Consider the following 14,805-nt stretch of genomic DNA (forward strand, 5'->3'; position numbering starts at 1 on the left):
CATGAAAATCATTGAAAGGTACATCACACGGGAACTGCTGTTTCCTTTCATCGTGGTGACGGTCATCCTGATCGGGCTTTTCGTCAGTTTCAGTGTTGCACGGTTTTTGACCAGTGCCGTGACTGAAACGCTTGGTACTGCCGCCATGTTCAAGCTGGTCGGATTGAAAACCATCATTGCGCTGGAAGTGCTGGTTCCCATTGCGTTCTATGTGGCGGTCATCTATGGTTTGAGCCGGATGAACCGGGATCAGGAAATCAATGTACTGCGCACCGCCGGATACGGGGATAACCGGATCATCCGTACCGTTTTCGTGATTGCTCTGCCGATTGCCATTCTCAGCGGGATTCTTTCCGTTTATGCCCGTCCGTGGGCTTATGCGGAAAGCTATATCATGGATGCGCAGGCTGAAGCTGAATTGAATACCAACCGGTTCCAGCCTGGAAGGTTTTATGGCAGTGAAAAAAGCGGTCGAGTGATTTTTATCCGGGGTAAAGATGATCTGGAAAAACGTATGGAAGGCGTTTTCCACTACATCAGAACGACTGAAGATAGAGAAATCATTATTTCCAGGGAAGGTTATCAGCAGCCGATGACTGCAGAACAGTGGCCGCATATCGAACTGCGGGAAGGCCAGATCTATCGTCTCAGCTTTGATACTGTCAAAGACAGCGCCATTCGTTTTGAGAAGATGATCTATTTCAATGAAAACGATCAGGCTCAGAACTATCGGCGCAAGGCGGCATCTACTCGTTCCTTATGGGATTCTGAAGAACCGCGTGAAATTGCAGAGTTGCAGTGGCGGCTTTCACGGCCTGTCGCAACTGTTCTGCTTGCGCTGATCGCCGTTTCTTTTACCCGCACCGCACCACGCAAAGATAAAACAGACAGAACCTTTCTTGTCGCTGCACTGGTCTTTGCTGTTTATTACAATCTCAGCGGATTAGCCAAGACTTGGGTGGAGCAGGGCGTGGTAGCCGCCATGCCCGGAGTCTGGTGGGTATATGGATTGCTTATCATAATCGTTATGCTGCGCCTTCCCGAGCTCAGATCTTTATTGCCTGCAGGAAAACAGTGAAGATCTGTCATCGTTATATCGCCTGGCAGGTTTTGACGGGAATGGTTATCGCTACTGCCATCCTGTTACCTCTGTTCAGTTTTTTTGATTTGCTGGATCAGCTTGATGACGTAGGGAAGGGGACATATACCACCTGGGATGCTTTTCTGTATACCGTCATGCTGATGCCCCGCAGATTCATCCAGATTGCACCGTTCATCGCACTGCTGGGGACGGTGGGTGCGCTGGGTGCGCTGGCAGTCAATCTGGAACTGGTGGCGATGCGGGTGGCAGGGCTTTCTCCCTTGATGATCGGCCTTGCTCCGGTTGGAATTGGAGGATTACTCATTGCCTCGACGATAGCACTGGAGTATTTTGTGGCTCCTCAGTTTCAGCAGCAGGCAACGATATTGCGGGCAGTTGCACTGGAACAGGGGGCTGAACTGGGTAAGGGGCTCGGTATCTGGACACGAAACGAGCGGAATATATTGCGTATTGGTGAGATGTTGCATAAAGGGCGTGCTACGGATATCGAAGTCATCCATTTTGATGGAGAGGGATCCATGACCGCTCATGTCCATGCATGGTATGCAGATATTTTTGATGAGAGTTTATGGAAGCTGCATGACGTCACGATACGTACATTCTCCCCGGATCGCATCACTTCCAGGAAGGCACACATCCTTCAGTGGCATTCGTTTCTGGGCCCGGACGATATTGCGACACTGACCAAGTCGCCGGAAAGTCTGACGCCAATAGAGCTGGTGAAACATGCTGAATTTTTGAGGGCGACCGGCCAGAAAGCGGATGCCTACGTTATGGCGTTGTGGCGCAAGGTTGGCGGGGCGATCATGACAATTGCGATGATCCTGGTCGCCATTCCCTTTATCTTCGGCTCTGTACGTGAAGGATTGGGGGGTAAACTGATTCTGGCTGCGCTCATGGGGATCAGTATTTACCTGTTTGATCAGATCATTGCCAATATCGGACTGGTATTCCAATTGAACCCGATTGTCGTTTCGGTTGTACCCGGAATGGTTCTGATTGCTGTCGCAGCACATTGGCTGTTACGGCGCACTTTTTGAGATGAATATGACTACTGCTTTCTTCGTTCACATTATCGGCAACAGTAAAACCAGTCTGTGGGGGATGGATGGGCGTACGCGCCTCGAGCGGATGCTGGGAACGATCAAGACGGTTGCAGTGGTGAAAGAGGTATCACAATTGACCGAAACGGATCCCGTGTTGCTGCTGCGTGCTGACTATCTGTTCGATAGCAGAGTGATCAGTGCGCTGATGGCATTGCATGAACCGGCCGTACTCGTGGCTCCTATGGATGAGACTCCGGTTGCGATTCTGATTGACGGGAAAAATGCCGCTGCGATGTGTGAAGTACTGAACGAAAAAAGACCGGCACCTGACGATCTTCCCGTTCGTACCTTGAAAGACCTCCCGATTCAGGTACAGCAGAATCTGAAGAAGAAGGATCCGCCCTATGTATTGCCGATCCGGCGTTGTAACCAGGCCGAGCTTGAATCAGAGCTGTTTGCCGCATCCTATAAGGGTGTAACCGATCTGGTCACCAAATGGCTATGGCCCTGGCCGGCGTTTATGGTAACGCGCCTGTGTGTTCGACTGGGTCTGAAGCCCAATCATGTGACGCTGCTCAGTCTGGTTCTGGCGGTGCTGGCAGGCGTGGCATTCTGGTATGGCGCGTTTGGTATCGGCCTGATCATGGCGTGGCTGATGACTTTTCTGGATACGGTCGATGGCAAGCTGGCGCGTGTCACGCTGACATCAAGCAAGCTGGGCGATGTGCTGGATCACGGTCTGGATATCATTCATCCGCCGTTGTGGTATCTGGCCTGGGGGGTGGGCCTCATGGCCACCGCCACACCTGTAGCGGATCTCGAATTGCTGGTCTGGCTGATGTTCATTGGCTATGTGGGGGGCCGTCTTTGTGAAGGCGCTTTCCAGTTCTGGCTGGCATCTTTTGATATTTTCATCTGGCGTAAAGTCGATTCGTTCCATCGTTTGATTACCGCACGGCGCAATCCGAATCTGATCCTGCTGACTGCCGGCTGGATGGCAGATCGGCCGGATATCGGATTTATCTTGGTTGTATTGTGGCATCTGCTTTCAACTCTGTTTCTCGCTTACAGATTGTTCGCTGCCTGGCAAAGCCGGTCACAGGATGGTGTGCTTCATTCCTGGATGGAGAACATCGATCCCGTTCGGGACAGGCAGCAGCTTGCCGTCAGAATATTTACCCGGTTACCTTTTCCCCAACGGTATGTCAATCCCGCCGCAGATAACGAGTAACCCGGCGGTGGATCTGATCCCTGCCAGGATTGGCCTGATTTACAACCCGCTGGGAGGCTGGTTTCGCAAGCATACTGCGCGGATGCAGAGTCTTCTGGCAACATTACCGGAAATTAGACAGATTCAGGCAACCGATCAGATCGAGTTTGAACGTGCTGTCACTGTCGTAGTTGAAGCGAAGATCGGGTGGCTGATCGTTGTGGGGGGAGATGGCACTCTGCAAGGGGTAATGAGTTGTCTGTTTGAGTGCCTGCCACCGGACAGGTGGCCGGAAATCACCATCGTGCCCGCTGGAACGACCAACATGACCGCACTGGATCTGGGAATGAATGGGCAAGCCGAGCAGATTTTGTCCAGAATCAGGCAACATCTGCAACGACCCGGTGACATGAAACAGGTACGAAGACCAGTGCTGCGTATCGAGCAGACCGGTATGAGGAATGTGTATGGAATGATGCTCGGTCTCGGCCTGATTGCGCGTGGCGTAAAATTTTCACGCAGTCAGATCAAGCAATTGGGAATGACCGGTAACATTTTTACTGTCGTGATCGTATTGCGTTCGCTAATAGGCATGTTTCTGGGGCGTCCGCAAGCCGAATGGGCTCCGGTACGTGTTGCCCAAATAGATGAAACAGGGGTGTTGAGCGAGAAAGTGTATCTGTTCGCACTCATCAGTGCGCTGGAGAAGCTATTGCTCGGCATTCGCCCCTATTGGGGGCAGGAACCGGCACCGCTGCATGCGACATTTATCGGGCAACACAGTCGGCGGTTCTGGCGCGCTATCTGGCCCCTGATCGCAGGGCGTGGTCACCATTTGCAGAAGGAAGACGGCTATACCAGCTATAACACGGCTTCGATCGAGCTGTGGCTGGATGATGAATATATCGTGGATGGTGAGCTCTACTATGCTTCCAGCCGGAATGGTCCGCTGAAAATTACAGCCGATGGCCCGATTCTGTTCCGCATTTTATGAAAAAAGGAATATGAATGGGTACCGCTGATTTACCAAATATCCTTGATCTTCTGATACAGGAAATTGCAATTCAGGATGCTCGACCTGTACATCCGGCATTTCAGGTTTTTACCGATGCATTGAGACAGCGTTTCGGAGAGGCACTGGATGCAGTCGTTTTATATGGCTCCTGTCTGCATACTTCTGATCTGACTGAGGGTATTGCCGATTTTTATGTGCTGGTCAGTGATTACCGGCTGGCTTATTCCGGTCGTCTGCTGGCCGGTCTGAATGCCTGGCTGCCGCCGAATGTCTTTTATCTGGAAGTTCCCGCTGCAGCCGGTGTGATGCGTGCAAAGTATGCGGTTATTTCGACGGCAGACTTTGAACGTGGCGCCCGGCAGTGGTTTCATCCTTATATCTGGGCACGTTTTGCACAGCCGGCCAGATTGCTTTATGCCCGCGACGATCAGACCGGGAAGCGTGTTCATACTGCGCAGGCGAGTGCCGTACTCAAATTCATCAGTACGACGCTGCCTGTACTTGAATCCGGACCCAGTGACTTGGAGATGATCTGGGCATCCGGTTTGATGCTGACTTATGCCGCCGAGCTGCGTGCAGAGCGTGAAGCGCGCGCGCGTCATCTGGTGCGGATTGATCCGGAAATTTACAGCCGGCTGACTGCGGCGGCCATGCCTGCCTTGATTCCGCTGCTGAGTTTACAGGCTGACGGACGATATCATATCGGGCCGATCACACCACTGAAAAGGTTGAGTGCACGTATCCACTGGCGTTTGCGGCGCTGGCAGGGCCGAGTGCTGTCGGTTCTGCGGTTGAGCAAGGCGACGATGACTTTCCGGGATTGTCTGGATTATGCTGCCTGGAAAATTGAACGCCATACCGGCATCAAAGTGGAAATTACGCCTATGCTGAGGCGTCATCCGATTCTCTGGGGTTATAAAGTCATGTGGCAATTACTGCGGCGTGGTGTGTTGCGTTGAGCGGATGCAATATCCGGGTATTTGCCGGGAAATTCATTGGGGAGTGACGATCATGAAGTATTCAATCCGGTTCTTTGCCGTAATTTTTGCGATTTTCCTAACGGCCTGTTCCACCATGTATTACAGTGGACTCGAAAAAATCGGTATCCCGAAGCGGGATGTGCTGGTTTATCGGGTGGAGAAAGCAAGAGATACGCAGGAAGAAACCCGAGAGCAATTCAAATCTGCTCTGGAGCAGTTTTCTGCTGCTACCAATTTCAAAGGAGGGGATCTTGAGGGGATTTATAAAAAACTGAACGGTGAGTATGAGGCGAGTGTGAACAAAGCAAAGGAAGTCAGAAGTCGTATCGAGGATATCGAAAACGTCTCAGCTGCATTATTCAGAGAGTGGGAGCAGGAAATCACGCAATATTCAAATCCGGCATTGAAACGGAGCAGTCAGGACAGGCTGACTGAGACCAGGTCGTATTACAAGCAGCTCATTGCGGCCATGAAAAACGCAGAATCGAGGATACAGCCCGTATTGACCGTTTTCAACGATCAGGTCATGTACCTCAAGCATAATCTCAATGCCCGGGCAATCGCCTCATTGAAAGGTGAATTGAAAACATTGCAATCGAATGTTTCGACTCTGGTTGCTGCAATGGAAAAATCCATCAACGAAGCTAATACATTTATCAGCAATATGGAGAAAAACTAGGCAGTAACTGCTTATGGCTATTTGCGGCGGCTGTTCGCCAGCAAAGCTGCGAGAGAAGATTGAAGTGGAGACCCTGCCGGCAGTGAGTCGGATAGCTTGTCCAGATGTTCGATTGCAGTCTGACTCAGTGAACGTGTGATTTCGCGAACATTTCCGGATTCCAGGGAATGTAACTGTGGTTGGATGGAAAACCTGATATTCTCAACCTTGACGCCAGCATTGTTCATTTTTTGCCGGATCGATGGAGCAAGGTGGCGTAACCGGGTGGCGGTGGTGCCATTACCTGCATAAATGACTAAGAGCCCGTCAGCGGTATATTGACCCACTGTACACTGATTTCTCAATTGGAAAGGAACGGCATTCAGCAGATGTTTTTGTACTTGTGCGAGATGCTCTGCTCTGGCAAATAACCGGCCATAATCGGGTGTGTTACCAAGAGCTGCCAGAAAGTTGTTCAGATTGAGGATGGGCACGTTGCTTCACCTTTTGGGGTCGTATGAATTCGAATGATGCAAACAGGAAATCAAGGTGTTGTTCGGACAGGTTTCAGGGTAAAAGGTTTGCAGGAAAGTGGGTGCCGTGGAGTCTGGTGCGACGTGAATCTGATATCGAGACGGCTTTTGTCTGTTCTGTTTACCATTTCGATTATGGTAGTATGACTGGGTTTTGCTATCCCGACAACGGGGCAAGTTACAGCAGCAAGTGTTCATCTTGGCTGCGAAGTGTTAACCGGTAAACAAAAAATGCAAACTATCCGCACTTCGCACATTACATTATTAAGTGCGCTGAACCCAAAGACATAATGTTGTATCACTCATCTCTTGCACAGACGCATTCATTCGTATCATTGACAGTGTTTTCCAGATCGGGCCGCAAGCCGGCTCACAAACAGCAGCCTCCAGTATTCTTCTGTTATGAAATGGATCAAATTCGGCAGATGATCTGTAATACAGTACGTTTCTACATTAATAGACAAACAACTAATTTCCCATGCTGAGTAATTTACTAAAGAGTATTTTTGGCAGCCGTAACGACCGGCTGATAAAACAGTATTTGAAGATCGTTCGCACCATCAATGAGCTGGAAGCCGCGATTTCACCACTGTCAGATGAGGAATTGCGCGCCAAGACAAGTGAGTTCAAACAGCGTGTCGCAAACGGAGAGAAGCTGGATCAGTTGTTGCCCGAAGCATTTGCCGTGGTCAGAGAAGCGGGAAAGCGTGTGCTGGGTATGCGCCATTTCGATGTACAGTTGATCGGTGGCATGGTTCTGCATGAAGGAAAAATTGCCGAGATGCGTACCGGTGAGGGAAAAACGCTGATGGCGACGTTGCCGACCTATCTGAATGCACTATCGGGCAAAGGAGTGCATATCGTTACGGTCAATGATTATCTGGCAAAGCGTGATGCGGAATGGATGGGGCAGATTTACCGCTTTCTCGGGCTGACTGTCGGCGTGGTGCTGTCACAAATGCCTCATGAGGAAAAACAGGCTGCTTATGCCGCAGATATAACCTACGGCACGAACAATGAATATGGCTTTGATTATCTGCGTGACAATATGGTGGGACATAGCGCGGAACGGGTACAGCGCGTGCTGAATTTTGCAATTGTGGATGAGGTCGATTCGATTCTGATCGATGAAGCTCGCACGCCGCTCATTATTTCCGGTATGGCTGAGGGTGATACCGAAATCTATAAACGTATCGATACATTGATTCCCGGGTTGACCCGGCAGGAGGATGAAAAAAGTCCCGGTGATTACAGTGTGGATGAAAAAACTCAGCAGGTATTGCTGAGCGAGGAAGGATTCGAGCATGCCGAAAAATTGCTGAGTGAAGCGGGTTTGCTGTCTGCCGGATCCAGTCTGTATGATCCGATGAATGTCAGTCTGATTCATCATCTCAATGCTGCATTGCGTGCGCGGGCACTGTACAACCGTGATCAGCATTACGTCGTACAGAATGGCGAAGTTATTATCGTTGACGAGTTTACGGGCCGTCTGATGCCGGGAAGGCGATGGTCAGAAGGTTTGCACCAGGCCGTTGAAGCCAAGGAAAACGTTCCGATTCAGAAAGAAAACCAGACTCTGGCATCCATTACCTTCCAGAATTATTTCCGGATGTATGAAAAACTTGCCGGCATGACCGGTACTGCCGATACGGAAGCATTCGAGTTCCAACAGATTTACGGACTGGAGACAGTCGTGATTCCTACCCATCGCCCAATGACACGGGAAGATCGTATGGATCAGGTTTTTCGTACACCTCAGGAAAAGTATCAGGCAATCATTGCAGATATCAAGGATTGTTACGAGCGTAAACAGCCTGTTCTGGTGGGAACGACCTCAATCGAAAATAATGAATTGCTTGCAGCTCTTCTGACAAAGGAGAAATTGCCTCATCAGGTGCTCAATGCCAAACAGCATGCCAGAGAAGCCGATATCATTGCTCAGGCAGGGCAGCCAAAGATGGTAACCATCGCGACCAATATGGCTGGTCGGGGAACGGACATCGTCCTGGGTGGAAATCCGGAGCAGGAGATCAACCGTATCCGGGCAGATGAAACGCTCGATGAAGCCGCCAAAAGTAAAAAAATAGAAGAAATTCATCAGGCGTGGCAGGCCAGACATGATGAAGTGATCAAATTGGGCGGGTTACATATTATCGGTACCGAACGGCATGAATCACGCCGGATCGATAATCAGCTGCGCGGACGTGCCGGTCGGCAGGGGGATCCGGGTTCCAGTCGTTTTTATTTGTCTCTGGAGGATCCGCTCTTGCGTATTTTTTCTTCGGACAGAGTCGCGAATATCATGACGCGCCTCAAAATGCCGGAAGGAGAAGCAATCGAGCATCCTTGGGTGACACGTGCGATAGAAAATGCCCAGAGAAAGGTTGAAGCCCGAAATTTTGATATCCGCAAGCAGTTGCTGGAATACGATGATGTGGCCAACGATCAGCGCAAGGTGATTTACCAGCAGCGCAACGAACTGCTGGATGCTGAGCAGGGTGTTTCAGAAACGATCAGCGCTATTCGTGAGAGCGTGGTACATCAGCTCATCGATCGTTATATTCCTGAACAGAGTATCGAAGAACAGTGGGATATTCCGGGGCTGGAAAAAGCACTGGCCAGCGAATTTCATCTGCAAATTCCTCTCCAGAAATGGCTGGAGGAAGATAGTGAGCTGCATGAAGAAAATCTGCATGACCGTATCATAGAGCTGGTGGATACGAGCTATCTGAACAAGGTTGAACAGGTGGGTGCGCCTATCATGCATCAATATGAGCGGATGATCATGCTGCACAGTATAGATACACACTGGCGTGAGCACCTGGCTGCACTGGATCATTTGCGGCAGGGGATCCATTTACGCGGCTATGCACAGCAGAATCCCAAACAGGAGTATAAACGGGAGGCTTTTGAGCTGTTCACCAGTATGCTCGATGCCATTAAAGCCGATGTGACAAAAATTCTCATGACGGTACAGATTCGCAGTGAACAGCAGGTTGAATCAGTTGCGGAAACATCAGCACTCAGAAATCTGGAATACCATCATGATACTCACAGTGAACTGGCGGAAGAGCAGCCACCAGTAGCAGAAAACCGCGAGAACAAGCAGCAGCCATTTGTCCGTAAAAATGAGAAAGTCGGGCGGAATGATCCCTGTCCTTGCGGGTCAGGCAAAAAATACAAGCAATGTCATGGTAAATTGAACTAGTTTGTGTAAGCTTGGCAATCAATCTATCTCAGTGGACACAGACTGTGCTAGAATGGCCCCCCTTATAGGATTACCACTTTGAGAACTAACGTGCTCAGGTATTGATTTTGTTTTTGGTTTGTTAATTAAGTGCGTTGCTGGTTGACGGGAAATTAATGAAATGGAATTGTTAGAAAATGACAGATAGTGGCGATAACGGAAAGATGAGCGGGCGCCGCCGCTTTTTACTGGTGGCTACTTCGGTTGCTGGTGCGGTTGCTGGTGCGGGTGTGGCGACACCCTTTTTACGCAGCATGATGCCAAGTGAGCGTGCCAAAGCTGCAGGAGCACCGGTCGAAGTGGATATCAGCAAACTGGAGCCGGGTATGTTGTTGACGGCTGAGTGGCGGGGAAAGGTTGTCTGGGTACTCAAGCGCACCCCTGAAATGCTGGATAACCTGGAAAAATTGAATAGCCAGCTGGCTGACCCTGATTCACAACGGGATCAGCAGCCTCCTTATGCGCAGAACCATACAAGATCGATCAAACCTGAGATATTGGTCGTTCTGGGAGTTTGTACTCATCTGGGATGTTCACCTGTATATCGAAAAGATATCGCACCTGCTGATTTGGGTTCAGACTGGCTGGGAGGATTCTTCTGCCCTTGTCACGGATCCAAATTCGATTTGGCCGGGCGTGTCTACAAGAGTGTTCCTGCCCCTTCCAATCTGGTAGTACCTCCTTATACCTATTTGAGTGACAACCGGCTTTTGGTCGGTTCAGACAGTAAAGAGTCCGCCTAAAATGAGTAAACAGCAAAATTCAATGATGGAATGGATAGACAAGCGCTTTCCTTTGACAATCACCTGGAAAGCGCATCTGTCCGAGTATTACGCTCCCAAGAATTTCAACTTCTGGTATTACTTTGGGTCACTGGCACTGCTTGTGCTGGTCAACCAGCTGCTGACAGGTATTTTTCTGACCATGAATTACAAACCTGATGCGGGAATGGCATTTGCATCAGTCGAGTACATCATGCGTGATGTGGATTTTGGATGGTTGATCCGGTACATGCATTCGACAGGGGCTTCCATGTTTTTCGTGGTGGTTTACCTGCACATGTTCCGCGGGATGATGTACGGATCTTACCGGAAGCCACGTGAATTGCTGTGGCTGATCGGGATGGCCATCTTCTTCGTACTGATGAGCATGGCGTTTACCGGATATATTCTTCCATGGGGACAGATGTCCTATTGGGGAGCGCAGGTGATTGTCAGTATGTTTGGAGCGATACCGGTTATCGGAGATACGCTTTCAAACTGGATTCTTGGCGATTTCATGTTGTCGGATGCAGCTTTGAACCGGTTTTTTGCTTACCATGTGGTTACATTGCCGGTATTGATCGTCGTGCTGGTGTTCGTGCATATCATTGCTTTACATGAAACTGGTTCCAACAACCCGGATGGTATCGAAATCAAAGCTAACAAAGATCCGCATACCGGATTGCCGGTCGATGGCATACCGTTTCATCCGTATTACACGGTCAAGGATATTTTTGGAGTGGTCGGGTTTCTGATCGTATTCTGCGGAATCATTTTCTTTGCACCGGAGATGGGCGGGTATTTCCTGGAAGACAACAACTTTATTCCAGCCAATCCTTTACATACTCCCGATCATATTGCACCGGTATGGTATTTCACACCGTATTATTCGATGCTGCGTGCAGTTACGGTAAATTTCCTGGGGGTGGATGCCAAGTTATGGGGCGTGATTCTGATGGCAGCATCAGTAGTCATATTCTGTTTTCTGCCCTGGCTCGATCGCAGCCCGGTTAAATCGATCCGCTATAAGGGTCCATATTTCAAATTTGCGTTGACCCTCTTTGTGATTAGCTTTTTTGTTCTTGGATGGCTGGGTACTAAGTCTCCAACCCCGCTGTATACATTGCTGGCACAAATTTTTACTGTAATTTATTTTGCTTTCTTCCTCCTGATGCCGTGGTACAGCAAAATAGACAAAACTAAACCAGAACCGAAGAATGTAACAAAATGAGAATGATAAAATTTTTACTGCTGGCCATATTGTTGGCTCCGTTTGTCGCACATTCTTCCGGTCAGGAAGTTAAGTTGGACAAAGCTCCTATAGACAGAGCTGATAAGGAATCTCTGCAGCGCGGGGCCAAAGGTTTCGTGGAATACTGTCTCACTTGCCACGGTGCCAATTTCATGCGTTTTAACCGCCATCATGATATCGGGATGAGTGAGGATGATATTCGTGCTGATCTTATCCATACCGGGCAAAAGACGGGTGATCTCATGGAAGCAGCAATGAGAAAGAAAGAGGCTGAGGGATGGTTTGGTGTAGTACCTCCCGATCTATCCGTCATTGCTCGAGCTCGTGGAGCGGATTGGCTGTACACCTACTTGCGTACTTTTTATCAGGATACTTCAACCTATAGTGGCTGGAACAACCTGATTTTTGACAAAGTTGCCATGCCCCATGTCCTGCACCATCTACAGGGATGGCAGGTGCTCGAACCCGGGACCGGAAATCTGGTGCAAACAAAGCCAGGTACAATGACCAAAGAGGAATACGATAGATTCGTGGCCGATTTGGTGAATTATATGGTTTACCTGGGTGAACCGCATGCACCTTATCGTAGGGAACTTGGAATTACTGTGCTGTTGTTCCTGTTTGGTATGCTGGGACTAACCTATCTACTCAAGAAAGAATACTGGAGAGATATACATTGAGCTCCTCAAAGTCAGTTTCTGTGTAACCAGTTTCGTCTGACAGAAGCTATGATGACATTGTATTCAACGGCAACTTGCCCTTTCAGTCACCGGTGCCGTATCGTATTGCACGAAAAGGATATGGATTTTCAGGTTATTGATGTCGATCCCAACAACATACCTGAGGATATTGCTGTAATCAGTTCTTACAGTAAAGTACCCATTTTGGTCGAAAGAGATCTCGTACTGTACGAAGCAAACATCATCAATGAGTATATTGATGATCGTTTCCCGCATCCGCAACTCATGCCTGCGGAGCCGGTGATGCGAGCTCGTGCAAGACTATTGCTGCACCGGTTCGAGAAAGAGCTTTTCTGCCATATAGAATCTCTGGAACAGGGAGATCATAAAACAGCAGATAAAGCACGTGCGGAGATAGCGGACGGGCTGACAATGATTGCTCCTATCTTCGAGAAGCAGAAATACATGCTTGGGGATGAATATACCATGCTGGATGTGGCGATTGCTCCCTTGTTATGGCGACTTGATCACTATGGTGTCAAGCTGCCAAAGCAGGCGGCACCATTGCTGAAATATGCCGAGCGGCTTTTCAGTAGACCCTTGTTTATTGATGCATTGACTCCATCTGAGAAGTTGATGCGTAAATGAGCGATGTTTCTTCAATCAAGCCTTATTTAATACGTGCAGTACACCAGTGGTGTACCGACAACATGAACTGCCCGCATGTTTCGGTACTGGAGAGCGGTTGCTCGGGTATTCCTGCCGAATTATTCAAGGATGGAGAAATAATACTCAATATAAGTTACCAGGCAACAAGTGACTTGCTGATCGATAATGAAACGATTCAATTTGTAGCACGCTTTAACGGAGTATCAAGGAAAGTCGAGATTATGATTGGAGCGGTGATTGCCATATTTGCCAGAGAATCAGGTCAGGGGCTTACTTTTACTCCGGAGATCAGTAAAACAGCTGTTGCTGATAAACAGGAAGGTGACGTGGATCACGCTGTTTCACAGGATAGCCAGGTTTTATCCATTGAAGGTAAACGGGGTAAACCTTCTCTGAAAATCATAAAGTAGTTCGATTCTTTCCATTTGCCGGCATAGCTCAGTTGGTAGAGCAGCTGATTTGTAATCAGAAGGTCGCGAGTTCAATTCTTGCTGCCGGCACCATTAAATCAATAGGTTACAAGATTATCTTCTGATTCGGATTCTTATCTGCCCCCAGAAACGTAACTATTAGTGGAGTTCACCGCTCGTTTCTTCCGCATATCTGGCCAGATGGCGCTGGAAAAATGAGCGTATTGCCTTACCATATCTGCCGACTCCCAACCCTCCAGTTCCTGCAGTGCGTCCAGATTTACTGCAAAAGGCCAAGGTTTATGCTTGAGGGAGCAAAGGGGCAACTATTAATGTTCTGGATTGAATGTTAACCAAGTCACTCTGGATTATTACACATGGCCTCAGTTTTCTTGTTTCTACACCTTTCGTCGGCTCAAGATCAACCCAGTAAATATATCCAGTTGCTTGAAATCAGTCATTGATTAATCCATCTGACAGCGTACTGTCCCATGCCTGTAATTCTTCCTGATAGCTTGTATCCTCTGCCTCTTCCTGATTTACTTTGCGCAAAGCTGTCTGAAGGAAATTTTTGTGTTCCTGTTTTAAGAGCTGATTAATGTAGGCGCTGTGATTGTTGCTTGCCACATTATTCAAAAAAGCAAAAGTTTCATCGTCGAGTGTAATAGTTACTCTATGTGTTTGCCGATGCAGAGGTTAAAGCCGTACATTGATCTGCTATTGGTGTATTCGGTGCACTGGATGCTGAAGTAGTTTCTTGTTCAACATAAAGGAGCAGGAAGAAATCCCGGACGATTAGGGGTGGGTAGAGAGACGCCCGGGATGAGGAGGGTGAGATTGCATGGAGAGAATGATTAATAATGAGAAGCAATCTCGTTGATGATGCTAATGATATGGATGATGGAAGTCAAGTGTCTTTATATGTAGTAGTTGAGATCTGATCTGACAGTTACCCGATTTGACGAGTGCCTGTTAGATCAGATTCAGTTATTCAATTCGGTAATTTTATCGTCCCATATCTCCTTAGCGTCAATTAAAGTTTGCATCGGGGTGCGTCCACAGCACATTTTTCCCTGGTGAGTCCGCACACTGTTGTAGTACGCCATCCAATCATCCAGATCGTGTTGTAACTCTTCAATGGACTGGTAAATCTTGCGCCGGAATGTCACCTGGTAGAACTCCTGCAAGATGGTTTTGTGAAAGCGTTCGCAAATACCGTTGGTCTGCGGATGATTGGCTTTC

General features: G+C 48.7%; 16 protein-coding genes and 1 tRNA gene. 13 read left to right on the top strand and 4 right to left on the bottom strand.

Translation table 11 applies throughout. The annotated features are described in order from the left end of the window. Position 1: 1 nt before the first annotated feature. From lptF to B5D58_RS04480, 6 genes are read left to right on the top strand one after another with little or no spacing between them, the layout of a single operon-like run. Positions 2-1,078 (top strand): LPS export ABC transporter permease LptF, encoded by a 1,077-nt coding sequence (gene lptF, locus B5D58_RS04455; protein WP_011111413.1) that lies wholly within the window; start codon positions 2-4, stop codon positions 1,076-1,078. Beyond that, complete coding sequence (gene lptG / locus B5D58_RS04460; RefSeq protein WP_011111414.1) at positions 1,075-2,142, top strand: LPS export ABC transporter permease LptG; 1,068 nt, start codon at positions 1,075-1,077, stop codon at positions 2,140-2,142. The genes lptF and lptG overlap by 4 nt, the downstream gene beginning before the upstream one ends. 7 nt (positions 2,143-2,149) lie before the next feature. Further along, positions 2,150-3,379 carry a CDP-alcohol phosphatidyltransferase family protein gene (locus B5D58_RS04465; protein WP_041357085.1) on the top strand — a complete coding sequence of 410 codons (1,230 nt, stop codon included), beginning with the start codon at positions 2,150-2,152 and terminating at the stop codon, positions 3,377-3,379. Next, positions 3,351-4,352 carry a diacylglycerol kinase family protein gene (locus B5D58_RS14040; RefSeq protein WP_050731298.1) on the top strand — a complete coding sequence of 334 codons (1,002 nt, stop codon included), beginning with the start codon at positions 3,351-3,353 and terminating at the stop codon, positions 4,350-4,352. Before B5D58_RS04465 ends, B5D58_RS14040 begins: the two co-directional genes overlap by 29 nt. A 14-nt stretch (positions 4,353-4,366) precedes the next feature. Then, the gene (locus B5D58_RS14045) at positions 4,367-5,332 is read left to right on the top strand and encodes a hypothetical protein (RefSeq protein ID WP_011111417.1); all 966 of its coding nucleotides are present in this window, start codon (positions 4,367-4,369) and stop codon (positions 5,330-5,332) included. 52 nt (positions 5,333-5,384) lie between these two features. Next, a complete protein-coding gene (locus B5D58_RS04480; RefSeq protein WP_011111418.1) occupies positions 5,385-6,032 on the top strand; it encodes a DUF2959 domain-containing protein in 648 nt (215 codons plus the stop codon). 17 nt (positions 6,033-6,049) lie between these two features. Here B5D58_RS04480 and B5D58_RS04485 read toward each other — a convergent pair whose 3' ends face one another. Then, on the bottom strand, positions 6,050-6,505 hold the full coding sequence (locus tag B5D58_RS04485; RefSeq protein WP_011111419.1) for a DciA family protein: 456 nt from the start codon (positions 6,503-6,505) through the stop codon (positions 6,050-6,052). Positions 6,506-7,022: 517 nt separating this feature from the next. On the opposite strand from B5D58_RS04485, the gene secA reads away from it, so the two are divergent. The 7 genes from secA (at position 7,023) to B5D58_RS04520 (ending at position 13,656) form a co-directional block, all read left to right on the top strand. Continuing rightward, a complete protein-coding gene (secA, locus tag B5D58_RS04490; protein ID WP_011111420.1) occupies positions 7,023-9,752 on the top strand; it encodes a preprotein translocase subunit SecA in 2,730 nt (909 codons plus the stop codon). Positions 9,753-9,928: 176 nt separating this feature from the next. Continuing rightward, positions 9,929-10,534 (top strand): ubiquinol-cytochrome c reductase iron-sulfur subunit, encoded by a 606-nt coding sequence (petA, locus tag B5D58_RS04495; RefSeq protein WP_011111421.1) that lies wholly within the window; start codon positions 9,929-9,931, stop codon positions 10,532-10,534. 1 nt (position 10,535) lies between these two features. Continuing rightward, positions 10,536-11,783, top strand: a complete 1,248-nt coding sequence (locus B5D58_RS04500) for a cytochrome b (protein ID WP_011111422.1) — start codon at positions 10,536-10,538, stop codon at positions 11,781-11,783. Further along, positions 11,780-12,484, top strand: a complete 705-nt coding sequence (locus tag B5D58_RS04505; protein ID WP_011111423.1) for a cytochrome c1 — start codon at positions 11,780-11,782, stop codon at positions 12,482-12,484. The genes B5D58_RS04500 and B5D58_RS04505 overlap by 4 nt, the downstream gene beginning before the upstream one ends. A 48-nt stretch (positions 12,485-12,532) precedes the next feature. Then, on the top strand, positions 12,533-13,132 hold the full coding sequence (locus B5D58_RS04510; RefSeq protein ID WP_011111424.1) for a glutathione S-transferase N-terminal domain-containing protein: 600 nt from the start codon (positions 12,533-12,535) through the stop codon (positions 13,130-13,132). Continuing rightward, positions 13,129-13,563 (top strand): ClpXP protease specificity-enhancing factor, encoded by a 435-nt coding sequence (locus B5D58_RS04515; RefSeq protein WP_011111425.1) that lies wholly within the window; start codon positions 13,129-13,131, stop codon positions 13,561-13,563. The genes B5D58_RS04510 and B5D58_RS04515 overlap by 4 nt, the downstream gene beginning before the upstream one ends. Positions 13,564-13,580: 17 nt before the next feature. After that, positions 13,581-13,656 (top strand) — tRNA-Thr (locus B5D58_RS04520). A gap of 207 nt (positions 13,657-13,863) precedes the next feature. Here the strand turns inward: B5D58_RS04520 and B5D58_RS14355 are convergent. From B5D58_RS14355 to B5D58_RS04535, 3 genes are all read right to left on the bottom strand, one after another. Next, positions 13,864-13,998: a type II toxin-antitoxin system PemK/MazF family toxin gene (locus B5D58_RS14355; RefSeq protein ID WP_307777396.1), complete on the bottom strand. Its 135-nt coding sequence runs from the start codon at positions 13,996-13,998 to the stop codon at positions 13,864-13,866. An 18-nt stretch (positions 13,999-14,016) separates the two neighbouring features. After that, on the bottom strand, positions 14,017-14,256 hold the full coding sequence (mazE, locus tag B5D58_RS14540; RefSeq protein WP_041356549.1) for a type II toxin-antitoxin system MazE family antitoxin: 240 nt from the start codon (positions 14,254-14,256) through the stop codon (positions 14,017-14,019). Positions 14,257-14,546: 290 nt separating this feature from the next. Next, the coding region (locus B5D58_RS04535; protein ID WP_143779547.1) for an integrase core domain-containing protein at positions 14,547-14,805 on the bottom strand (259 nt) is incomplete at its 5' end.

Origin of the sequence: Nitrosomonas europaea, assembly GCF_900167395.1 — a bacterium.
Classification (GTDB): domain Bacteria; phylum Pseudomonadota; class Gammaproteobacteria; order Burkholderiales; family Nitrosomonadaceae; genus Nitrosomonas; species Nitrosomonas europaea.

Bases quoted from the DNA above. Each gene is read 5' to 3' on its own strand.
- lptF (WP_011111413.1), top strand. From the start codon at position 2: ATGAAAATCATTGAAAGGTACATCACACGGGAACTGCTGTTTCCTTTC.
- B5D58_RS04465 (WP_041357085.1), top strand. From the start codon at position 2,150: ATGACTACTGCTTTCTTCGTTCACATTATCGGCAACAGTAAAACCAGT.
- B5D58_RS14040 (WP_050731298.1), top strand. From the start codon at position 3,351: ATGTCAATCCCGCCGCAGATAACGAGTAACCCGGCGGTGGATCTGATC.
- B5D58_RS14045 (WP_011111417.1), top strand. From the start codon at position 4,367: ATGGGTACCGCTGATTTACCAAATATCCTTGATCTTCTGATACAGGAA.
- B5D58_RS04480 (WP_011111418.1), top strand. From the start codon at position 5,385: ATGAAGTATTCAATCCGGTTCTTTGCCGTAATTTTTGCGATTTTCCTA.
- secA (WP_011111420.1), top strand. From the start codon at position 7,023: ATGCTGAGTAATTTACTAAAGAGTATTTTTGGCAGCCGTAACGACCGG.
- petA (WP_011111421.1), top strand. From the start codon at position 9,929: ATGACAGATAGTGGCGATAACGGAAAGATGAGCGGGCGCCGCCGCTTT.
- B5D58_RS04500 (WP_011111422.1), top strand. From the start codon at position 10,536: ATGAGTAAACAGCAAAATTCAATGATGGAATGGATAGACAAGCGCTTT.
- B5D58_RS04505 (WP_011111423.1), top strand. From the start codon at position 11,780: ATGAGAATGATAAAATTTTTACTGCTGGCCATATTGTTGGCTCCGTTT.
- B5D58_RS04510 (WP_011111424.1), top strand. From the start codon at position 12,533: ATGATGACATTGTATTCAACGGCAACTTGCCCTTTCAGTCACCGGTGC.
- B5D58_RS04515 (WP_011111425.1), top strand. From the start codon at position 13,129: ATGAGCGATGTTTCTTCAATCAAGCCTTATTTAATACGTGCAGTACAC.